Source organism: Alteromonas gilva, from assembly GCF_028595265.1.
Taxonomy (GTDB): Bacteria; Pseudomonadota; Gammaproteobacteria; order Enterobacterales; family Alteromonadaceae; genus Alteromonas; species Alteromonas gilva.
Map to the genome: position 1 here is coordinate 1107878 of NZ_JAQQXP010000001.1, position 20727 is coordinate 1128604.

The 20727-nt window shown below is 47.6% G+C and carries 20 protein-coding genes and 2 pseudogenes; 7 read left to right on the forward strand and 15 right to left on the reverse strand.

The genetic code is table 11. The annotated features are described in order from the left end of the window. Positions 1 to 2 precede the first annotated feature (2 nt). The 4 genes from pstB (at position 3) to OIK42_RS04930 (ending at position 4688) form a co-directional block, all read left to right on the forward strand. A complete protein-coding gene (gene pstB / locus OIK42_RS04915; protein ID WP_273638839.1) occupies positions 3 to 809 on the forward strand; it encodes a phosphate ABC transporter ATP-binding protein PstB in 807 nt (268 codons plus the stop codon). A gap of 22 nt (positions 810 to 831) precedes the next feature. Further along, positions 832 to 1548: a phosphate signaling complex protein PhoU gene (phoU, locus tag OIK42_RS04920; RefSeq protein WP_273638841.1), complete on the forward strand. Its 717-nt coding sequence runs from the start codon at positions 832 to 834 to the stop codon at positions 1546 to 1548. 303 nt (positions 1549 to 1851) lie between these two features. After that, complete coding sequence (locus OIK42_RS04925) at positions 1852 to 3120, forward strand: inorganic phosphate transporter (protein WP_273638843.1); 1269 nt, start codon at positions 1852 to 1854, stop codon at positions 3118 to 3120. A gap of 362 nt (positions 3121 to 3482) precedes the next feature. Further along, positions 3483 to 4688, forward strand: a complete 1206-nt coding sequence (locus tag OIK42_RS04930; protein WP_273638844.1) for a porin — start codon at positions 3483 to 3485, stop codon at positions 4686 to 4688. Positions 4689 to 5423: 735 nt separating this feature from the next. Here OIK42_RS04930 and OIK42_RS04935 read toward each other — a convergent pair. From OIK42_RS04935 to OIK42_RS04955, 5 genes are all read right to left on the reverse strand, one after another. Further along, complete coding sequence (locus tag OIK42_RS04935; protein ID WP_273638845.1) at positions 5424 to 6371, reverse strand: cell envelope integrity protein TolA; 948 nt, start codon at positions 6369 to 6371, stop codon at positions 5424 to 5426. 22 nt (positions 6372 to 6393) lie between these two features. After that, entirely contained in the window at positions 6394 to 7056 is a 663-nt protein-coding gene (locus tag OIK42_RS04940) for a hypothetical protein (RefSeq protein ID WP_273638847.1), read from the reverse strand. Beyond that, complete coding sequence (locus tag OIK42_RS04945) at positions 7049 to 7591, reverse strand: RNA polymerase sigma factor (protein WP_273638849.1); 543 nt, start codon at positions 7589 to 7591, stop codon at positions 7049 to 7051. The genes OIK42_RS04940 and OIK42_RS04945 overlap by 8 nt, the downstream gene beginning before the upstream one ends. Positions 7592 to 7666: 75 nt before the next feature. Next, positions 7667 to 8575, reverse strand: a complete 909-nt coding sequence (locus OIK42_RS04950) for a hydrogen peroxide-inducible genes activator (protein WP_273638851.1) — start codon at positions 8573 to 8575, stop codon at positions 7667 to 7669. Positions 8576 to 8906: 331 nt separating this feature from the next. After that, positions 8907 to 9332, reverse strand: coding sequence for an organic hydroperoxide resistance protein (locus OIK42_RS04955; protein WP_273638853.1), 426 nt, complete (start codon positions 9330 to 9332; stop codon positions 8907 to 8909). Between the two features lie 111 nt (positions 9333 to 9443). Between OIK42_RS04955 and OIK42_RS04960 the strand changes: the two genes are divergently transcribed. Next, the gene (locus OIK42_RS04960) at positions 9444 to 9896 is read left to right on the forward strand and encodes a MarR family winged helix-turn-helix transcriptional regulator (protein ID WP_273638855.1); all 453 of its coding nucleotides are present in this window, start codon (positions 9444 to 9446) and stop codon (positions 9894 to 9896) included. Between the two features lie 5 nt (positions 9897 to 9901). On the opposite strand, the gene OIK42_RS04965 is transcribed toward OIK42_RS04960, so the two are convergent. Both OIK42_RS04965 and trhA read right to left on the reverse strand, forming a co-directional pair. After that, a complete protein-coding gene (locus tag OIK42_RS04965) occupies positions 9902 to 10372 on the reverse strand; it encodes a protein-tyrosine phosphatase family protein (RefSeq protein ID WP_273638857.1) in 471 nt (156 codons plus the stop codon). A gap of 25 nt (positions 10373 to 10397) precedes the next feature. After that, positions 10398 to 11042, reverse strand: a complete 645-nt coding sequence (trhA, locus tag OIK42_RS04970; protein WP_273638859.1) for a PAQR family membrane homeostasis protein TrhA — start codon at positions 11040 to 11042, stop codon at positions 10398 to 10400. A 242-nt stretch (positions 11043 to 11284) separates the two neighbouring features. Between trhA and OIK42_RS04975 the strand changes: the two genes are divergently transcribed. Beyond that, positions 11285 to 11959, forward strand: coding sequence for an RHS repeat-associated core domain-containing protein (locus tag OIK42_RS04975; protein ID WP_273638861.1), 675 nt, complete (start codon positions 11285 to 11287; stop codon positions 11957 to 11959). Positions 11960 to 12271: 312 nt separating this feature from the next. Here the strand turns inward: OIK42_RS04975 and OIK42_RS04980 are convergent, their stop codons facing one another. From OIK42_RS04980 to OIK42_RS04995, 4 genes and pseudogenes are all read right to left on the reverse strand, one after another. Continuing rightward, positions 12272 to 12469 carry a hypothetical protein gene (locus OIK42_RS04980; RefSeq protein WP_273638862.1) on the reverse strand — a complete coding sequence of 66 codons (198 nt, stop codon included), beginning with the start codon at positions 12467 to 12469 and terminating at the stop codon, positions 12272 to 12274. Between the two features lie 119 nt (positions 12470 to 12588). After that, complete coding sequence (locus OIK42_RS04985) at positions 12589 to 12969, reverse strand: DUF4168 domain-containing protein (RefSeq protein WP_273638864.1); 381 nt, start codon at positions 12967 to 12969, stop codon at positions 12589 to 12591. Between the two features lie 737 nt (positions 12970 to 13706). After that, entirely contained in the window at positions 13707 to 14483 is a 777-nt protein-coding gene (istB, locus tag OIK42_RS04990) for an IS21-like element helper ATPase IstB (RefSeq protein ID WP_273638866.1), read from the reverse strand. Continuing rightward, positions 14467 to 14859 (reverse strand): annotated as a pseudogene (locus OIK42_RS04995) (IS21 family transposase); the annotation flags it as partial. The pseudogene OIK42_RS04995 and the gene istB, both read right to left, overlap by 17 nt. Positions 14860 to 14920: 61 nt before the next feature. Between OIK42_RS04995 and OIK42_RS05000 the strand changes: the two are divergent. After that, positions 14921 to 15843 (forward strand): annotated as a pseudogene (locus OIK42_RS05000) (IS256 family transposase). Positions 15844 to 15970: 127 nt separating this feature from the next. On the opposite strand, the gene nhaC reads toward OIK42_RS05000, so the two are convergent. The 4 genes from nhaC to OIK42_RS05020 form a co-directional block, all read right to left on the reverse strand. Continuing rightward, entirely contained in the window at positions 15971 to 17458 is a 1488-nt protein-coding gene (nhaC, locus tag OIK42_RS05005) for a Na+/H+ antiporter NhaC (RefSeq protein ID WP_273638868.1), read from the reverse strand. Positions 17459 to 17670: 212 nt separating this feature from the next. Beyond that, on the reverse strand, positions 17671 to 18285 hold the full coding sequence (locus OIK42_RS05010; protein WP_273638870.1) for a YigZ family protein: 615 nt from the start codon (positions 18283 to 18285) through the stop codon (positions 17671 to 17673). Between the two features lie 104 nt (positions 18286 to 18389). Next, complete coding sequence (locus OIK42_RS05015) at positions 18390 to 18818, reverse strand: RidA family protein (protein WP_273641407.1); 429 nt, start codon at positions 18816 to 18818, stop codon at positions 18390 to 18392. Between the two features lie 204 nt (positions 18819 to 19022). Beyond that, on the reverse strand, positions 19023 to 20720 hold the full coding sequence (locus tag OIK42_RS05020; protein WP_273638871.1) for a M1 family metallopeptidase: 1698 nt from the start codon (positions 20718 to 20720) through the stop codon (positions 19023 to 19025). Positions 20721 to 20727 lie beyond the last annotated feature (7 nt).

A 20727-nucleotide genomic window follows, 5' to 3' on the forward strand; every position in this document is an offset into this window, starting at 1 on the left:
CGATGCTGAAACTGTTCGAACGGGAACAACTGGACTTAGCCAGGTTGTCACCTGAGCAATCTGCTATGGATGTGCGTGACTTGAATTTACGCTTTGGCCAAAAGCATGTGCTGCACAATATTACCATGCGTATTCCGAAACACCGTATCACTGCTTTTATAGGGCAGTCGGGGTGTGGCAAGTCGTCGCTGTTAAGCTGTTTTAATCGTATGAACGATCTTATTGATACCAGCAAAACTGAGGGTGAAATTATTATCGACGGGCGTGATATCAACAGCAAAAAAGAGAACCTCTCGTTGCTGCGCTCGCAGGTGGGTATGGTATTTCAGCGGCCTAATCCCTTCCCCATGAGTGTGTATGAAAATGTGTGTTACGGCTTGCGTTTACAAGGGGTTAAGCAACGCCGCCAGCTTGATGATGCGGTGGAACAAGCCCTTATCGAAGCAGCACTGTGGGATGAAGTAAAAGATCGTCTTTTTGAACCGGCAACGACCTTGTCAGGCGGACAACAACAGCGCCTGGTGATTGCCCGGGCGCTGGCATTAAAACCATCGATACTGTTGCTCGATGAACCTACGTCTGCGCTCGATCCGCTCACCACCCTGATCATCGAAGAACTCATGGCAGAGCTTAAAAAACGCTGCACCATTGTGATTGTCACCCATAATATGCAGCAGGCCGCGCGGGTATCCGATTACACTGCCTTCCTGCACCAGGGCGAGCTGATTGAGTACAGCGACAGCGATACGCTGTTTACCATGCCCGATAAAAAACAAACCGAAGACTACATTACCGGCCGTTACGGTTAATGCGGAGCACAGGAACCCAATAATGCGACAGGTTGAACTTAACACTCATATTTCAGGCCGGTTTAATATTGAACTGGAGAATCTGCGTAATTCGGTTATGGCCATGGGCGGCGAGGTAGAGCAGCAGTTGACCGACACGTTAAAAGCCATCAACACCAATAATCCCGGCCTGGCCGAAACGGTCATTGTTAACGATCTGAAAGTAAATTCCATGGAAATTCAGATTGACGAGGAGTGTTTACGGATCATCGCCAAGCGCCATCCCACGGCCAGCGATCTACGCCTTATCATGACCATTTCTAAAGCCATTACCGATATTGAACGTATGGGCGACGAAATTGAACGTATTGCCAAGCTGGTTACCCGTAATAAGATCCCCGCATCGGCATCCATCAAAAGCAGCATGCTACAAATTGGTCAGCAGGTGAAGGCGATGATGAGCGGTACCTTTGACGCCTTTGCGCGCCAGGACGAAGAGGCTGCTTTGAGTGTTTATGAGCAGGATAATCAAATAGATAGCGAATATAAAGCGCTGCTGAATTTCACTACGCTGGAAATGGCGCGCTCCAATGATGACATGGAGGACTGGCTGGAGGTGTTGTGGGCATTGCGTTCGTTGGAGAGAATTGGCGATCGCTGTAAAAATATCTGCGAGTACATCGTGTCGTTAACGCGGGGCCGCGACGTGCGGCACATGCCGCTGGAAAACTTGCAACAGAAACTCGATGATCTAAGCTAGATAGCGGCAAATTATCAGCCGGTTGTCATAAAACTGAAACATTTGGTGCAAAAATGGCCAAACAGTACGAGTGTGTCCTTAAATTACCGCTAATCGTTAAATTTACCCTTTGGCTGGGCGGCACTTTACGCTATGATTCGCCGCAACCGAAAATAGTAGTATAAAAATCAACCGAAAATGATGCTTATAGTAACACCGCTGCCAATGCACAGCAGAACAGCAATTTCTGCACAGCCGCAATTGGTACAGTTCGAAACACGACAATTAACGTCAAATAGCTAAGCACAACGGGAGCAACTGTCAGTGGATATTATTCAAAGTTATGGCATGGTTCTGATTATCATGGCCGCCGTTGTTGGCTTCGTCATGGCCTGGGGCATTGGTGCAAACGATGTTGCCAACGCAATGGGCACCTCTGTTGGTTCTAAAGCCCTGACCATCAAGCAAGCTATCTTCATTGCGATGATATTTGAATTTGCCGGGGCGTATCTGGCAGGGGGAGAAGTCACCTCAACCATTCGCAAAGGCATTATTGACAGCGCCTATTTTATTGATATTCCTGAGTACCTGGTACTGGGGATGATCTCTGCGCTATTTGCCGCCGGGATATGGCTGGCGGTCGCTTCATACCTTGGTTGGCCGGTATCAACCACCCATTCGATTATTGGTGCCATTGTCGGCTTTACCGCCGTTGGTGTCAGCGTTGATGCGGTTGCCTGGGGTAAAGTGGGCGGAATTGTCGGCAGCTGGATTGTTACCCCGGCCATCTCAGGGGTGATTGCCTATCTTATTTTTATGAGCGCCCACAAGCTCATTTTTGCCACCGAAACGCCGTTTGCTAATGCACGCCGGTATGTACCCATATATATGGGCTTTGCCGGCTTTGTTATGGCGCTGGTGACCATTAAGAAAGGCTTAAAGCATGTCGGTTTGGAATTGTCTTCTACATCGGGTTACGTGGTAGCCATTGGTATTGGGGTATTGATTGCACTGATTGGTAAATGGCTCATTAACCGACAACACTACAGCCACTCGGCGAATGTTGAAACGCAACGTGCTAACGTTGAGAAAGTGTTTGCATTACTGATGATAGTCACCGCTTGCTGTATGGCGTTTGCGCACGGTTCAAACGATGTGGCCAATGCCATTGGTCCTTTGGCTGCAGTCGTAAGTGTGGTCTCCTCTGGCGGAGAAATTGCCTCAAGTGCTAAATTAGCCCCCTGGGTACTGCCATTGGGTGGTTTTGGTATTGTGGCTGGCCTGGCACTGTTTGGTCACCGCGTTATTGCCACCATTGGTGAAGGGATCACGCATCTGACACCCAGTCGCGGCTTTGCGGCAGAAATGGCCGCAGCCTGCACCGTGGTAATCGCCTCTGGTACCGGCTTACCTATTTCTACCACACAAACGCTGGTCGGTGCCGTATTAGGGGTGGGCCTGGCGCGTGGTGTGTCAGCGTTAAACCTCGGTATCGTGCGCAACATTGCGATATCCTGGATTGTAACCCTGCCTGCCGGTGCATTGCTGTCGATTATTTGTTTCTTCTTCCTGAAAGCAGTCTTCGGCGTATAGCAGCACAGTCTGCCTTGCAAAGGCATTTACGTTTTTAACGCGTGGCTCATATTGGTCCACGCGTTTTACTTTGCAGCCCTCTTCGATTTGCCCCCATCTTTTTTGCGTAGAGTCTCTCACGTTTGTCACGCTGCGTTCACAGCCGTTAGTTGGGGCGTTCATGCCTTTGCATACCAGCAGCTGTGGCGCGCTAACAACTTAGTCCAATGGCGCGAACCGTAGCTCCGTAGAGTTCAAACTGGATAAACCACCAAAATATGACACTTTAGTTAAAATTTTATGAATTTTATTTGACAATGCCGGGCCAATCCTTAGACTCCGGTTCCTTATTAGTCACTGTATGTTAATAAGAGTTGGATGTTGTGATTGCCGAGAAGAAAATACGATATTTTTATTATCCGCTTTTAGCCGTTTTGCTGGTTGGTCAGAGTGTTTGTGCCGAACCACTGGATGCATCGGTTTCTTACCAAAAAAATGGTTTTACTTTTGAAACCGCAGACAACAACTTTAAAATGCAAATACAAGGGCGTATCCAATCACGTTTCGCAACGCCTTCTGACAGCCAGCCGACCGCACTGGATGATTACACCAGTTACTCGTCGGGCGGCGATGAGTTTGGCATTAACCGTGCGCGTTTAAAAATTAAAGGCCACGCTTACCGACCATGGCTTAAATTTGCCATTGAGCATGACTTCGTCAACAGTCGACTGCTTACTTACACTGTGAATGTTGAAAAATATGACTGGCTTAAATTTAAGGCCGGGCAGTGGAAGTTTGAGTATTCCAGAGAGCGCAGTATCAGTAGTGGCGGCCAGCAGCTGCTCGACCGTTCCATTATAAATCGCATTTTTACCATCGACCGTCAGCAGGGCGCAGCGATATATGGCGATCTGGGCGGCCAGGATATGACCAGCTTTAGTTATTGGCTGGGTATTGGTACGGGCAATGGTTTAGGCAGCAACCGTAACGATGGCGGCGCGCCGCTGTACTATGGCCGGTTACAATGGAATATTACCGGTAAAAACTTTGGCTTCAAAGCCAGCGATCTGCAATTTAGCCAGTCGTTAAAGGCCAATGTCGCCGTGGCGTACTCGTCTAATGAAAGTGCCTTTACGCGCTTTTCATCGTCGGCAGGTGGTCAACTGGAAGGGTTTGATGCCGGGATTGCCAATCAGTATAAGATCGATCAGTACAACATTGATTTTGCGCTCAAGTACCGTGGCCTGAACGCGCAGGGTGAGTACCACGAGAAAACCATCACCGACAGCGCACAGCAGGATGCTGAAACAGATTACCGTGGCTTCTATGTGCAGGCCGGTTACTTTGGACATGCCGCCTTTGAGTGGTGGCCTAAACCGTTAGAGCTGGCCCTGCGTTACGCCACTTACCACGAAACAGACAACCTGCTTGATGAGAAGCACTTTGAACGCGCAGTGGCGGCTAACTGGTTCTTTAACGGGCATAATAACAAACTCACTGCCGACATTACCCAGTTTGATATCGAACAAGTCGCACTGGGTTCGGTAGATGAAGTGCGTTACCGCCTGCAGTGGGATTTGTCTTTTTAAGCCGGCAACTTCGACGCCAGGGTGGGTAGGTACTCAGTCGAGGAGCATTACTCAACAAGCAAGCTCACACAATGTCAGGCGTGATGCTTGCTGATAACCGGTGCTTAATACCACCGGTAGGGCGTAACACGGCGCATCTTTCATCGCCAGGTGTATAAATGAGTAAATGCGGGACATAAAAAAATCCGATGACATGATATCATCGGATTTTCTCTACAGCTGAATGACATTTGTAATGCCAAATGCCATCACTCCTTTACGGAGCCATATGCTAGTGCTAGTCGTGTGCCAGAAGCTTCGACTTTTTCTCGATTTTACAATCCAGAATACGTTGTGCATTTTTGCGCCCAACGTAGGCGGCGACTGCGTATGGGTGCTTGCGTTTAAAAATTTTTGTGAATGCCTTTAGCATGGTAAGCCCCCTTTGTTAGTTCTTCACTCTTTAAATTTACAATATTACAGTTATGTGATCAAGTTTATTTTGCCGCGTAAGGGCTTTATTTAGCATCATTTAAGGTCAGCTTTGCGGTAGGGTTATGAAATTTATGATTTATTTTTATTTTTGTGGCGTTTGATTTTATTTTAAAGACAGCCGTTATTTAACGCATCGTCGCTGTTACACGTGCTTTTGAGGGGGTGATGTACCGGCATAAGACCGGTACAAGGGGTAAATACGGCGAGATGCGATACCAACCATTCCGCGAGCATCGCATTCCCGGCTCTGTTACAAGTCCGTTAAAAGGAATATACCTGCGCGTTAGCCAGAATGTCACTGGGGGATATATCTTCGGTAACGCAACGTTTGACGTCTTTTTTGCTAAAGATATACACCTTGTCTTCGGTTTTGCCTTCGTTATTCATGGCAAAATTATCCAGTACAAAGGTAATGTTTTCGTTATCGGGTAATTCTCGTAGCCCGGCACCAAAACTACAAAGCGTGTCACCAATGCTGGCCTCAAAATTAGCCAGGAAGGTTTTATAAGCTTCTTCCTCAGCTTGTTTTTGTTTTGCCATCTCAGCCTTTTTCTCGGCCGCCAGTGCCTGCGCTTTTTCGGTGATTTGCTTTTCTTTGCTTTGCAGCATGGCAAACTCTTTTTCCACTTCCTTTATTTCGGCTTCTACTTCTTTGCGGCGCTCGTTATCGGCCGTACGCAATTCAAACTCTAAGTCGCGATTGCGTCGTTCCAGCTCACGCATTTCCCACTCAAGTTCGCGGTGGTCACTGCGAAACTCGCGCAGGCGATCGTCGGTATCGTTAATAATACGCTCGACTTTGCTTATCACGCGCTCTGCGGTTTCTGCCCAGTCGGTCTCGGTGATAAACTCAAAGTTGTCGCTTCTGATCACATGTACTGACTCAGAGTGTGCCTCAGAATGCGGTGCGTCAGGAGCCGGTGGTGGCGGTGGCATACTACTCACGAATTGGCCGAAACTGAATCCCCGTCCCTTGATGCCGGTATTAATGGTAAATACCACACCTTGTTTGGCCAGATAGGTGGCATCAATACTGCGGTATCGCACGGTATTTTTGCGTGTGTCCTGCTTTAACGCGGTCTCGATAACACCCGACATAATCGTTAGCTGACGGTCGAGTTCATTTAAATCTTGCGCCTGTGTTACAGGGCTAATGAGCGTACTACTGATTATTGAGCCAAGTAGCGCGGCTTTTGCAAATGTTGTCATACCAGATTCCTGTAATGTCGGGTTATTCGGTAACAGTTGAGTAGCTATCGTCGATAGAATTAATTTCACGCTGTAGTTGGGTTAACTGCCGCGCGTAATAGCGCTGATCATCGTTGCGCTGGTCGTTAATAAACTGCACTAGCTCAGCGAAGTCCTCGCGGCGCTCTTGCCGGCTGGAGGTAAGCAAGTACTGGGCAAGTTGAGTGCTGCTTTCCTGTTGCTGTTGTTGCAATGCATTAACGTACTGGGTAAACATGGCCTGGTTCGACTGTTGATAGTCATTGAGTCTATCGTTAACCAGCGCGGCGACTTCTGCTTCGGTGGGGCCCTGGGGGGCTATTTGACCAAAGCTCATTGTCACCCGGCCATTATCTACCTGTACGGAGAAGCCGCTGATCACCATGACCATTGCCGCAACCGACATCGCCATACTGACCGCCGGTAATCCCTGCCACTGCCACCACCGGGGTTTATCTGGCGCGATAAACGTCGCGTTTTTATCCCAGGCTGGCATGGCGGGCGCACTAAATTGTTCAGCTGCTACGTGCAGCGCAGTGGCAGCTTCAACGCGTTTGGCAAACTCAGTATCGTGTATACACAGCGCTTCAAACTCGGCGCGTTCATCTTGTGTCAGGCTGTTTTCGAGCCATTGAGCAAATAAATACTCAGGGTTTGAATTAACCATGTTCTACCTCCAAATCCAGCTTTAACTTTGATAAGGCGCTGTACAACCGGGACTTTACGGTATTGCTCGATAAGCCCAGCTGATCGGCGATTTCATCAAAGGTAAACTGACCAAAAAATTTCAGTTCAATAACAGCACGTTGTGCCAGCGGCAAACGTTGCATGGCAGTGGTTAACGACTGACTGGTTGTGTCAGTGACTAACTTATGCTCGGGTGTAGGCCGGTCACAGCTGAGCTCTTCAGTATCGTCCAGCGGTGAATCCGGGCGTTTACGCCGGTAAAATTCTATACATCGAAAGTGAGCAATACGAAACAACCAGGCCTTAAAGCTGCCGTCGCCACGAAAGTTCGACAAACTTTTAAACACAGCAATAAAAATATCCTGCATTAAGTCGGCGGCATCATGAGGGTTGCCGGTCATGCGCACGCCGTACTGGTAAATCGCTGACTCGTAACGTTTGATTAGCGTGAACCAGGCCTTTTTATGCCCTTTTAATGCTTGTTCTATGAGTTGTTCATCACGCTTTTCAAACACCGGTTATTCCCATTTTTATGATTGTGTTGTGGGTATAGTCGGGGGGCAGGGCAAAAAAGTTTGCCCTGATACAAATTATTTTAAGATAGGCACTGGTAAGAGGGGCGAAATGATTTCGCCAACCCGGCGGAACAAGCGCATGCGGGTAGTCCCTGAACGCCACACCAAACCAATTTCGCGGTACGCGTTGTCTTCGGCTGCGAACGAGGTTAAGTCGGTGTTTTGCAGTATTTTTTGATTAATGGCTAGCTCGGGTAAAAATGTATAGCCTAATTTGCTGTTGGCCAATTGCACCAGGGTATAAAGCGAGCTGGCCGCCAGCGAGCTTATTTGGTCGGTGTGCTGCAAATTACAGGCACTGACAGCGTGACCGGTCATGCAGTGTTCCTGTTGCAATAAAAAGATACTTTTTTTGGGCAGGTTGGCAATATCGAGCGGGGTTGGTAGTTTGTTCGCTAATTCTTTGTGGGCAATCAGGTGGAACGGATCATGACCCAGCACCATTTGTTTGCAACCCGGCGTTGCCATAGGCAATGCCAGCACCAGTAAGTCCAGGCTTCCATCAGTAAGTTGTTGCAGCAGGTTGGCGGTGGTGTCTTCCTGCAGCTCCAGCTGAATATCGGGTAAAAAAGCATTAAACGCGCCGAGCATGGCTTCGAATAAAAAGGGCGCGATGGTTGGAATAACCCCCAATTTTAATTTGCCGCGCTGCCAGTTGCCTGCGTTTTGTGCATGCTCTACCAGCTCACCGGCTTCTTGCAAAATTACCTGAGCGCGCTCCACCACATCGATGCCCAGCGAGGTAAACACAAAGGTTTTATGCTCACGCTCTAATAACTGACTGCCAAAGTGCTCTTCGAGGTTTTGAATCGCCGTACTCAACGTCGACTGGCTCACGTTACAACGCTGTGCGGCGCGGTGAAAATGCTGTTCCTGATAGAGTGTTACCAGGTAATGCAGGTGTTTTAGGTTTGGCCATTTCATAGTTGTATTGTCGATTATTATTCTTTGTTTTAATCTATTATATAGATAAGGGCGCGAATTGCCAGTGACAACGCTAAGCCGCAGGACTTAAAGAAAAGGGTAAGCTAGGGGGCGGTGAGCCATTGACCAAACGTTCTTAAACGTACCGCAGAGAGGTATTGTTCGGTTGAGTAAAGTGCGCGACGCGCTGAGTAGAGGAAGTCATAAAATAGCGTGGTAAATGCCGTGGCAACAACAACCTGTTGCCACCACGGCCTGCACTCATGCGCGGAGCAATTACGCCAGGCAAACCAGGCATTGGTTGCGAAGCGAGTGCAATAAAATTGGCGTGTTATACGATATCGAATTCAACTTCGATATTGCCACGAGTGGCATTCGAGTAAGGACAAACAACGTGGGCTTTTTCAACCAACGCGGCTTTGTCGGTATCCACATCGCCAAGATCAACCGTCAGTTTTACTTTAATAGCAAAACCGGTCGCAATAGGACCAATACCCACTTCACCGGTCACTTTTACATCTTTAGGAAGCTTTACTTTTTCTTGTCCGGCAACAAAACCTAACGCACCTATGAAACACGCAGCATAACCGGCAGCAAACATTTGCTCTGGGTTTGTGCCCTTGCCATCATCACCACCTAAACCTTTAGGTACAGACAAGCCGGCTTCTAGACGACCGTCGTCTGATGCAATTTTGCCGTCGCGACCACCTGTTGCAGTGGCTACGCCTGTATACAGAACTTCATCTAATTTATGCATAATTGTTTCCTCTGGGTTGTGAATTATTTTGTATGCAAAATAAATGTAGCAAACTATAGGTTGCCTGACAACTACTTTGCATGCAAAATAGTTGTCAGAGGTAACCTAATAATGACCGAAGATGATTTGCTAAAGCTGGATAATCAGCTTTGCCACCGCTTTTATGCTGTGTCGAACGCTTTTACCCGCGCATACCGACCACTGTTAAAAGAGCTGGATATAACCTACCCACAGTACCTGGTGATGCTGGCCTTATGGGAAACGCAACCGTTGGCAATTTCCGCATTGGTTGATAAATGCAGAATTGATGCAGGCGCGTTAACCCTTATTCTTAAAAAGTTACAGCAAAAAAACTTAATAGCCATTATACCAAGCGATAATGACAGGCGTGTTAAGCAGGTAATGCTGACTGAGACAGGCGTTTCAGCGAAGGCGCAGGCCGTCGCGATTCCCAAACAATTGCTTTGCCAGATACAAAATCTGAATATGTCAGAAATTCAACAACTCACCACTCTTATTGATAAGTTGTACTGTGAATTAACGGCAGACAACAATAAAACCTAGCTAGATTAACTAACAATGGCGGCGGCTTGTTGTAATTCCCGGCGCGATAACTGATTGGCTTTATCGCCGCCAAAACTGTGCACGACGTTGTAGGCGCTGCCAGCGGGGATGCGCTGGTGGATGCACAGCGCATACAAAAATAACCGGCAGCGTTCGCAGTTGCCATCGCAGTGTAAATAAACGCTGCCTCCCTCACGAAGTGTTTGCGCGACCTCTGCCAGATACTGTTGTAAAAAGGCTTTTTCAGTGTCGTTACTGACAAACATATCGGCAACGTTAAAAGGCAACCAGAGCCACTTAAGGCCTTTGCTTTCGACATCCGTTTTGAGTTGAGGTTTGTTTTCATCAGAGGTTTGAATGGAAGCAATATGAGAAATCCCCTGATCACGCAATTTTTCAAGGTAGTCTGGCGTTGGCCGCGCGCCTAGCGTGAGGCGGCCATTACCTAATGTAAACCAGGTCAGGTTAGTGCTCATAGCTCAGTTATCGGGTTGGTTGCTGTTACAGCACATAATAGTAAATTGAAAAGTAATGGCAACTGCAACCACCAATCACAAACAAATGCCAGATGGCATGGGTGTATCTTTTAGATTTGGCAACGTAAAAAAATACGCCAATACTAAAACACAATCCGCCCGCCACTATTAACCATAGCCCTGCGTGTGGCAACGCCTGATAAAGCGGGTAAATAATGCCTACTGCGAACCATCCCATCACTAAATAGGTGAGCACCGACACTTTAGGAAAACGATGCCGGGCGATAAGCTTAAAGGTGACGCCGGCAATAGCCAGCAGCCAGATGAATACGGTAGCGGCGATGCCCAGACTGCCGCCGATGGCAACCAGCGTCAGTGGGGTATAGGTACCAGCAATCAGTAAGTAGATTGAACTGTGATCAAACAGTTTTAGCAAGCCTTTGGCATTGGAGTGCGTCACACCATGATAAATGGTCGATGTCAGAAACATAAAAACCAGTGTGGTGCCGTAAATAGCCGACGCGGTGATGCTAACCGAAGTTTCAGCGCGCAGTAGCATAAATACCAGGCCCACAATGGCTGCGATAAAGCCCAGGCCATGGCTGATGCTGTTGAGCCATTCTTCTGCCACTGAATAGGCACGCTGAGTAACATTAGCGACTGTTGTCATAGAACTCCCTGATCAAATGAATACCCAGTGTAATATTTCAGCGAACACTTGTACACTGAAGGTTTGAGCTGTTGGTAGATATTGAGCGCTGATATTTGAGAGATTTAGGTTCAGTGAGCTTTCGTTCAAACGCGTGAACCCCTCGCCATACTTGGTCTTCGCAGCTAAGTGAGAAGTATTCTGTTTGAATTGTGATACTAAAATTGGAGAAGTTTAGGGGACTTTAGGAGCGGTCTCCAACAATGTACTACAAAGCACGGATTTATCATCCAAAGCTCGGGCGCTTCCTTCAGACTGACCCTGTGGGTTATGGGGATGGAATGAATTGGTACACTTACGTTGGCAATGATCCTGTGAATTTGATTGATCCTATGGGTACAAGTTCATGCAATCCACAAGAAACCGAGTGCATTGAAGTTCTTGGCCAAAGAATGCCTACACTAGCAGGTATAACCGAGAAAATTACTTTAACTGGTGACGCTGCCCAAAGAGCAATGAGTAGCATAAGAAAGCAAATTAATGAAGATTTAAAAGAGATTGAAAAGAACATAAAGTCAGAAATTGGGCGTATTGAAGGTAGGATTGAAAATATTGACCAATGCTTAGCAGATAACTATGGTGCTTCTTATGATGTGGCTAGGGCCACAGCAATATTGAGTGTACCTACTTCGTCTCAAATAATAGCTACAGCAGTTGCTAACAGAACTCAAAGGATAGCAAGCATTAAAGGTACGTCAATGTTGAATTATGAACCTGAATACTGGAGAAGCGGCTCTCCGAGGACGGGAGGAAGAATACTTGGCCTAAATTCAATACTAAAAGGCGCAGGAAATGGCATAAAAGCTGTAGGATTTTTTTCACAAGGCTATGTTTTTGGGGCAAATATCAACTGTGGATTAGGAATTACGGTACAATGACAAGCGAAAACGCTAATAATACCTCATCAAAGATACGTAAATTAATTTTTAATATATTAGGCTTTATCCTAGGATTCGCATTTATAACCGAGGGTATTGTAATGTTCATTATACAAGATGAGATGCTGTACCTAATTTCTAATATTTCAGCAGTGATTTTTGGGGTGTCAATAATTGTCTTGGTTTTAAAAAAGTGAGGTTCGGCATACTACGTGACTGTTAAGAAATATATAGGGTAGAAATCTGACTATTTACCTAATAAAAAACTATAGAGCTTTGAATCCAAAGCCTCGCTCGTGCGGGGCTTTGTTTTTACAGAAGGCTGATGACTTGTTGAAATTCTCCATTGCGCCAATGGCCGAGAGATTTCTTGCCATCGGGCGTGATGCGTTCGAGGTAATCTGGGAAGTCTATATTTTTTCCATAAAGCGTTTGTCCCTGAGCTAGCAAATCACAGCTTAATTTCCCGGATTGGCTATCACGTGCAACCGCTTCAGATAAAGTAAGCATTCGGCGGGAAGGACACACTCGTGCCCTTCATAAACTGCATTCATAAATCGTTGACATTTACCCCATGCCGGGGGCTGGCTGAACCCCCCTTGAGCAACGCGGTGCCGGTGCTAATCTGGTTAGCTATTGTCCTGGGCATTTGCATTGGCAATATCAATAATCCGTTGGCGCAGGGTTTCGTCACTGCGTAGTAGTTGTGCGATGGTGGTGTAGGTTTTGACCTTTATGCCAGCATCCTGAATTTCCGTGACGATTTCTTGTTTAGCTGTTTGCTGGATTTGCTTTTGTTTTTCAGGGGCTTGCTCTTCCTTTAACTGCACCTGATATTTGTTGGCGACTTTCTGGACTGCGGTCATCGCTACCGTAAACTTTTCAAGCGTGACATCATCGAAGCGCACGGTCTGAGCTGTGGATTGCTCAGCTTGTTGTGCCTGAGCGGGCATGGCTGATAGTCCAGCGACAGCGAGTGATAGTGCGAATGTTTTAGCTAAAATTGTCATAGCGTTACTCCAGTTGGATAAAAATACCTCATTGCAGGAGCGTTATCTGTGATAACGCTCCTGCAATGCCAACATATCGGCCATAAAAGATCAATGATTGTGCGTATGCCGCGGTCGCCGATAGCTTTGACGTAACGCTCAGGAGATTGTGCTCGTTGAGCTGGTGTGGCTGTCAGTTCTGATTGAATTCGACCATGCAAATGCAGGTAACAAATTGGACAAAAAAAACAAATAGGACAAAAGCAAATAGGACAGTCACAGTCTTCATTATGAGTAGGATTGACGCAAGTCTAAAAGGCAAGGTGCCGAAACTGACTGTGGAAGCGGCAGTACTTGGAGCGGGTAGTGTAAATAGCAACTTTTACGATAAGGTCGAATTGACACCTGTAAAGCCTGAAGAAAACGATGAATAAAGGATGTCAGTTTATGATTCAGATGTTGAAATCCAGCTCAAAACGACGTTTTATTGAGCTGATTATTTTGTTAGCAATTTCAATGTCGTTTTTGTTCTTCTACGTCAAAAATAAATTGTCAGAAGTTGAAGTTGAGAATGGAGTTTTGTTTGACCATTCTTGTAAACTTACCAACGACACTGCGAATATTTACCTTCATGAAGTATATTTAGAATCTGGAGCTAAATTTAGCATTAGGACAAAGAGTTATGATTGTGTCAACGGCAGTTTAAATTTGACCCCCTTTGGAGTTAATTCGGCAATATAATTCTGACCCCCTTGGGATTAAATTTCACCGAGTATCGGTGCAATGCCTATCTTCTTTTTTTCCTTCAACCGATAGCTTTCACCACTGATTTGAATCACATGGCAATGGTGCAACAGGCGGTCTAACATCGCAGCTGTTAATGTCGTATCGTTGGCGAATGCAGCGGCCCACTGACTAAATGGTAAGTTGCTGGTCAGTAATGTGCTGCCGCGTTCATAGCGTTTTGCTACCACGTTAAAGAAAAAATTGGCTTCCTCACGGCCGAACGGTAAGTAACCGATTTCATCGATGATGAGCAACTTTGGACTCATTACAACGCGCTGTAGGTACGTTTTTAGCTTGCCTTGATTATGCGCTGTCGCCAGTTGCAGCATCAGATCTGCGGCGGTGATAAAGCGCACTTTCGTGCTGGCCATGATGGCCTTATACCCAAGCGCAATGGCCAGGTGCGTTTTACCAACGCCACTGGGTCCGAGCATGACTACGTTCTCATGCCGCTCTATGAAGCTCAGGCCAGACAGCTCTGTCAGCTGTGCTTTAGGTACGCCGCTGGCGAAGTTAAAATCATACTCTTCAAGCGTTTTTATGTTGGGTAAGCCAGCGAACTTGAGCAGGGTTGCCTTGGTGCGTTGTGTTTTGGCTTTAAGCTCTTCAGCTAAGAGCTTCTCGATGAAGTCCGCATACGAGCCTTCCTGAGCGATGTGATGCTCAGCTATTGATGGCCAGGCTTCAGGCAACGCGTATAAACCAAGTTGCCGGCAAGCATCGGCAATGCGCTCAGACTGTAAGTTCATGCGCACCTCGCAACATCTGGTCATAGACACTAAGTGGGTGCTGCAAGCTCTCGTAAGGTGTTGGCACACGACACGATGCGTGTGGCTGGTATGCACTGCCGATCTTCATCGGCAACGGCAATAACGCCTCTTGCTCCGTTATTAAACGCTGGTTTGGCACCTCTCCGGTCGTACCATGAACCCGTGCATTCGCCACCTGCGTAAGCCAGCGTCCGACATAGCCGTTCGCGGTTTGAACATCCAAGCGTAAGCTTGAGGTTCTTAACGTTGCTTGCAACGGTATGACGAAGCTGGATTTAAGGTAACGGTTAAAGCGCTCAACCTTGCCCTTAGTTTTAGCCCGGTAAGGCCGACAAACGCGTGGGTTAAAACCGAAGTCGAGAGTGTAAAAATATCTGTGTAAGTGGCATTCTTAACCTGTTGAGAGGAAATACAGAATGCCAATATCAGACAAACTGATCGATCAGCTTCTTGAAGGCTGTAACTCCCCTGACGATATTCTCGGCGAAGCCGGATTACTTAAGCAACTGACCAGGAAGGTTGCTGAGCGAGCGTTGAGCGCTGAGATGGAACAACACCTTGGCTACGCCAAACATGCACCGGAGGGTAAAAACTCCGGCAATTCCCGTAACGGTAAATCCAGTAAGAAGGTGCGCTCTGTGCACGGTGAAATCGAGCTGGATATTCCACGTGACCGCAATGGCAGTTTTGAGCCGCAGCTGGTCAAGAAAGGCGACAAGCAGCTCAATGGTTTCGATGACCGCATCATCTCGTTGTATGCGCGAGGCATGACAACCCGCGATATCCAGGCCCATTTCGAGGAATCCTACGGCGTAGAAGTCTCACCAACCTTTATCTCTCAAGTTACCAATGAAGTGATGGATGAAGTAAAGCAATGGCAACAGCGGCCACTGGACGCGCTGTATCCTGTGGTTTACTTAGATTGCCTGGTGGTACGTAGCCGGGATTCGGGCGCGGTACAGAACAAATCGGTTTACCTGGCGCAGCTACACTGGCTGAAGCGGAGTTGGCCCTGGCAGAGTTCGCTGAAAAATGGGATGACCAACATCCAACGATTAGTCTGTCCTGGCGCAATAACTGGGAACGTCTGAGCGTCTTCTTCGACTATCCGCCAGAAATCCGTAAGGTCATTTACACCACCAATGCCATCGAATCTCTGAACGCTAGTTTACGGAAAATTACCAAGACCAGACGGTCGTTCCCGACTTACGATTCAGTGATGAAAATACTGTATCTGGAGCTCCACCAGATATCGAAGAGGTGGACAATGCCAATTAGAGATTGGAAAGCGGCCATGAGTCAGTTTATGATTATGTACAGTGACCGCGTATCACTATGATAAACAGCCACTTACACAGAAGATCTTACAGTCTCTGCTGTGAGTTCAATCGGACTGTACGACTAAGTTGGACAATGTCAGTTTTTCGCTCTTAGTTGAATTTGAACCAGTCCGATTTCATAACACCCTAACTTGCCACCGGCGTGCCATCATCATTAAACTTTGCAATATCAGCCCCTGACGACTCCCATTCTTCGCGTTCCTCGTCAGTTGCTTTGGGTGAGTACCAGCCTGCGAAGGCATAAAATATGCCTATGATTGGCGCTGTCCAGCAAGCAAAAGCCAGTGGTATGTAGAGTAAGTTTTCCAGGTTAGCGCCGGAAATTCCAAGGCCAAGGGCAGAGATAACAAACGCACCGCCGGCATTCCAGGGGATAAGGGGTGACATGAGCGTACCGCCTTCCTCAATGCCTCGCGACAAGTTCAGCGTTGAATATCCCATGCCGCGATAAACAGGTGAAAACATGCGCCCGGGTAATGCCACCGACAAGTAAGGGTCGCCTGCCACCAGATTGGTTGAAAACGCGGTGCCTACCGCTGCAACCTGTGTACCGGCAAAGGTTTTTACCTTGCCCTTTATAGTATTAATAATGCTTCTTAAACAGCCGGTGGTTTCCAGTGCACCACCAAAACTTAAGGCAATCAGCACCAGTGATATTGTCCACATCATCGATTGCACGCCACCACGATTAAGCAAGTTGTCTATTTCGCTGATATTCGTTTGAATGCTGTAGCCGTTATTGGCGTAGTCAAACACCGACTGCAGGCTTTGCCCTTGCATAATCATGGCAAATGCGCCGCCCACGACAACCCCTGCAAATAGCGACGGGAGTGGCGGGAACTTCTTAAGCGCCAGTACCATTACCACTAAAGCAGGCAGTAACGCCCATGCAGAGATATAAAAATTGTCCTCTAATGCGGCAGTGATACCTTCTATTTTTTCAAACGATACGCTTTGTGTATCAATAACAAAGTAACCCACCCCAACATAAATCAGAAAAGCAATAACCATGGCCGGAATGGTGGTGGCCATCATATTTTTAATGTGAGAGAACACATCTGTGCCGGTTACTGCGGGGGCGAGGTTAGTGGTATCAGAAAGGGGCGATACCTTATCACCGAAAAACGCGCCAGACACCACCGCGCCGGCAGTCCAGTACATGGGAATATCGAACCCGTCACCGATACCCATTAAAGCCAAACCAACGGTGCCTACACTTCCCCAGCTCGTGCCGAGCGACACGGCGACCACCGCACATATCACCATGCCTGCGGCAAGGAAGATCTCGGGGGAAAGCGTTTTTAATCCGTAGTAAATAATGGTGGGTACTGTGCCGCTGGCAATCCATATGCCGATGATCATACCCACTACAATAAGTACGCTGACGGATGGCAACGCCACATGTATCACATTGAAAATACCTGCCCGAATATCTTCCCATGTCAGACCAAGGTAGATACCCACAAAGCTGGCCAGTGCCACACCGATAGCCAGGGGGATATGGGGTTCAAATACACCAAAATAAAATATCTGTGTACCCAATATTATGAGTGTCAATACAACAGGCGTTAGTGCAAGCAATAGACCTGGCGTAGCGTTCTGCTTCTCTTTCATACTGCTTCCTTACAATTTGACGCTGGTGACGTGAGTGAGCCTCCAGGCAAAAAACCATACGGGGGAGGTTTATCAGTTAGACTCGTAAATTTTGTACACTAAAAGCATGCATACGGCGCTTAGCGCGGAATAGATCGGTAAAGTGTGCGCTGTGCCTGCGACCACCTGAGGAAGGTAAAAGGAGCTACCCCTTGTTTTACGCTTGTACTCCCTTAAACCTCTTGTGCCACCTTATCAGTCACGATATGTATACCCTGATTGCGGCACATGGCTTTAAATTCTTCTACGGCAGGTGCGGGCAGGGCGACCTGGATGGTGACTTCATGGGTATACTGGCAATCGCTTACTTCGCCCTGTTGTTGGGTTACCCAGTGGCGAATAAACTGCTCGTGTTTAAAATCAGCCTGAACGACTAACTCTGATAAAGCAATATGTTGCACAACGCTGAGCTGCTCCATAACTTGTTGCGCCGCGCCTGAATAGGCCCGCACCAGGCCGCCAGCGCCCAGTTTTATGCCGCCGAAATAGCGGGTAACAATGAGCATAATGTCGCCCACATCTTTGTGTTGCAGTACATTTAATATAGGTTTGCCGGCAGTACCACTGGGTTCGCCGTCATCGGCGCAAGCTACGCTCACAGGCATGGCTGGGTTGCCTAATAAATAGGCCCAGCAATGATGGCGGGCATCGGGGTATTCGGCTTTCTTGTTGGCAAGTAATTGCATGGCCGCATCACGCGTTGGTGCTGCTGCGGCAAAAGCAAAAAATTTACTCTTTTTTACTTCAAAGAGTATTTCGAGTGGGGTATCTGGCGTTTGGTATGACATCGGTGCGTAGTGTAACCGAAATTTGGGGTAACCAACATCGTTGTACGAACAAAGCGGCGCATCGCATTGAATGCACCGCAAAGATAAACAATGGTTGATTGGTTCTACATGCGTCGCTTATGTGCCATGCATTCTACTTCTACCATCGCGCCCATGGGTAAACCATCCACACCAAACGCACTGCGCGCCGGGAGTTGACCGCGACTAAAATAAGTAACGTATACGGCATTAAAATCAGGCCACTGCTGAATATCGTCAATCATGACCGTACATTTGAAAATATCTTCCATGGCCAGGCCAATGTCCGATAGTGTGCGTTTAATGTTTTTCATTACCTGATGTGACTGCGCGGTTATCGTCTCTGGCATATTACCATTTTCATCGAGCGGTACCTGGCCCGATAAATACACAATGTTATCTACCTGAGTGGCTAATGAATAGGGTGCGCTGTCGTCTGGATGAGGATAGTTTTTTACCTTAGCCACAGTGGGCAGGCTTAATCCTGCAAGCATTACAATCAGGGTTAACTTCATTAAGTTCACCGCTAGCTCCTGTCTGTCGTTGTATTATTTTTATATAAAAGTATTGCAGCGTAATAGTTACGCAGCGGCGCAAAAACAACAAGTACCTGGTGGCAATTTCAGCTAAATCCCCTACTTTTTACGGCAGGCTTCAATTAAATTATGCCCCCGACACAGCAGCGCTTAAATTGCGCTGTCGGGAGGGCGTTACGGTTTTTAGTTGATAGCATCATAGCGTGCTTCGAAACGCAGTAATTTTCCGTCCGGATCGACAATCACTACATCCTGTGGTGTGACTTGCACGCTATTGTCGTCAGGCAACTGCAACGTGGTCACCTCACCGTTTACCGATACTTCAACGGGCATCGGAAAGGGGGCGTTGTTGGCTACTTGCCAGGTTAAGGTTAAACGTTCATTGGTACGTGTTTGCTGTAACACTGGCAGCTCTGGCTGATACAGGTAAACGTTAAAAAACCAGCTTAAATCGTTGCCGGTGATGTTATTCACAATAGTAATAAAATCGTTGGTATTGCGGTAAAGAGGCGTAAAGCTGCCTGGCTGCGGCGTTGCGCTGCCGTAAACCAGTTCTTTTACGGCGCCAAAAAATGCGTTATCGCCAATCAGATAGCGCAGCGTATGCATTATCCATGAGCCTTTATAGTATATGTCCAGTGCCGGGCCGATACCCTTTTCGTACACCTGCTCTACTTCCATGGTTTTGTTCGACACCAGCGGGTGAGTGTTTATCAGCCCTTTACGCTGTTTATTGAGGTAACTTTTGTACGCCACATCGCCATTAAGGTACTGGGCGTACAGAGGCTGCATATAACTGCCAAGTCCTTCGTGGATCCACATGTGATCCCAGTTGTCGTTGGTGACCTGATTACCAAAATATTCATGGGCAAACTCGTGTTGCAACAACCAGTCAAAGCCAAACTCATCTTTTTTATAATCGTTGCCATAAGCATTAATGGTTTGATGTTCCATGCCTAAGTGGGGCGTTTGTACTACGCCGACTTTTTCATCAGCAAAGGGGTAGGGGCCAATCATACGCTCAAAAAAGGTCAGCATAGCGGGTATTTCATCAAACAGCCGCTGGGCTTTTTCGTCGTTGCCCGGCAGGTGATAGTACATGATAGGGTAGCTGTTGCCGTAGATGCTCTGATAGGTATTTTGAATCACCTTATAAGGGGCGATATTCATCGCAATACCATAAGTATTGTGGGGGGATTTTGTTTGCCAGTGCCAGGTTACGGTAGTGTCGGTTTCTGTGGTGGAATGCAAAACGCCGTTACTGGCAGCCACTAACCCTTTTGGCACGGTAAAATACAGATCAGCGCGTTCAGGCTCACCCATAGGCTGGTCGATACAGGGCCAGAACAGGTCGCAGCCTTCGCCCTGCACTGCGGTAGCAAGCCACGGTTCGCCCTGCGGGGTTTGCTCCCACATTACACCGCCATCCCAGGGCGCGTTCAGCGGTGTACGAGGATGGCCATGGTAGCTAATTTTAACGGCTACCGGATACTGATAAGGCGAGGCTGGGGTTATGACTAATTCGCCATTGTTGTTGTAAAAATGCCGGGGCGCTACGGCCTCACCGTTTACCCATACGCCATCAATGTTAAACACGGTATCCAGGTCTACCGACAGTGACGGTTGTGGTGTGCTGCCATCGAGGGTGAGGGTGGCATCACCAAATAAGACTTCGTTGGTAAAATCAAACGCAAAATGTAATTCGGCATGCTTAAGTATTACCCCTTGTTGCAGCTCAGGCACTGCGCCGCCACTTTTTAACGTGTAGGGCGTTGAGCGTTCCTCGGCGTCTGCCCGGGCCGATGGCGCTGAGCTACTACAAGCGCTTAAGGTAATCATTGCTGACAACAACAGGGTAAAAAGGGGGAGGTGACCTTGCATGGAGAAT

Excerpts from the sequence above, each read along its gene's own strand:
- pstB (WP_273638839.1), top strand. The coding sequence starts at position 3 with ATGCTGAAACTGTTCGAACGGGAACAACTGGACTTAGCCAGGTTGTCA.
- phoU (WP_273638841.1), top strand. The coding sequence starts at position 832 with ATGCGACAGGTTGAACTTAACACTCATATTTCAGGCCGGTTTAATATT.
- OIK42_RS04935 (WP_273638845.1), bottom strand. The coding sequence starts at position 6,371 with ATGACAACATTTGCAAAAGCCGCGCTACTTGGCTCAATAATCAGTAGT.
- OIK42_RS04940 (WP_273638847.1), bottom strand. The coding sequence starts at position 7,056 with ATGGTTAATTCAAACCCTGAGTATTTATTTGCTCAATGGCTCGAAAAC.
- OIK42_RS04950 (WP_273638851.1), bottom strand. The coding sequence starts at position 8,575 with ATGAAATGGCCAAACCTAAAACACCTGCATTACCTGGTAACACTCTAT.
- OIK42_RS04955 (WP_273638853.1), bottom strand. The coding sequence starts at position 9,332 with ATGCATAAATTAGATGAAGTTCTGTATACAGGCGTAGCCACTGCAACA.
- OIK42_RS04960 (WP_273638855.1), top strand. The coding sequence starts at position 9,444 with ATGACCGAAGATGATTTGCTAAAGCTGGATAATCAGCTTTGCCACCGC.
- OIK42_RS04965 (WP_273638857.1), bottom strand. The coding sequence starts at position 10,372 with ATGAGCACTAACCTGACCTGGTTTACATTAGGTAATGGCCGCCTCACG.
- trhA (WP_273638859.1), bottom strand. The coding sequence starts at position 11,042 with ATGACAACAGTCGCTAATGTTACTCAGCGTGCCTATTCAGTGGCAGAA.
- OIK42_RS04975 (WP_273638861.1), top strand. The coding sequence starts at position 11,285 with ATGTACTACAAAGCACGGATTTATCATCCAAAGCTCGGGCGCTTCCTT.
- OIK42_RS04980 (WP_273638862.1), bottom strand. The coding sequence starts at position 12,469 with ATGCTTACTTTATCTGAAGCGGTTGCACGTGATAGCCAATCCGGGAAA.
- OIK42_RS04985 (WP_273638864.1), bottom strand. The coding sequence starts at position 12,969 with ATGACAATTTTAGCTAAAACATTCGCACTATCACTCGCTGTCGCTGGA.
- istB (WP_273638866.1), bottom strand. The coding sequence starts at position 14,483 with ATGAACTTACAGTCTGAGCGCATTGCCGATGCTTGCCGGCAACTTGGT.
- nhaC (WP_273638868.1), bottom strand. The coding sequence starts at position 17,458 with ATGAAAGAGAAGCAGAACGCTACGCCAGGTCTATTGCTTGCACTAACG.
- OIK42_RS05010 (WP_273638870.1), bottom strand. The coding sequence starts at position 18,285 with ATGTCATACCAAACGCCAGATACCCCACTCGAAATACTCTTTGAAGTA.
- OIK42_RS05015 (WP_273641407.1), bottom strand. The coding sequence starts at position 18,818 with ATGAAGTTAACCCTGATTGTAATGCTTGCAGGATTAAGCCTGCCCACT.
- OIK42_RS05020 (WP_273638871.1), bottom strand. The coding sequence starts at position 20,720 with ATGCAAGGTCACCTCCCCCTTTTTACCCTGTTGTTGTCAGCAATGATT.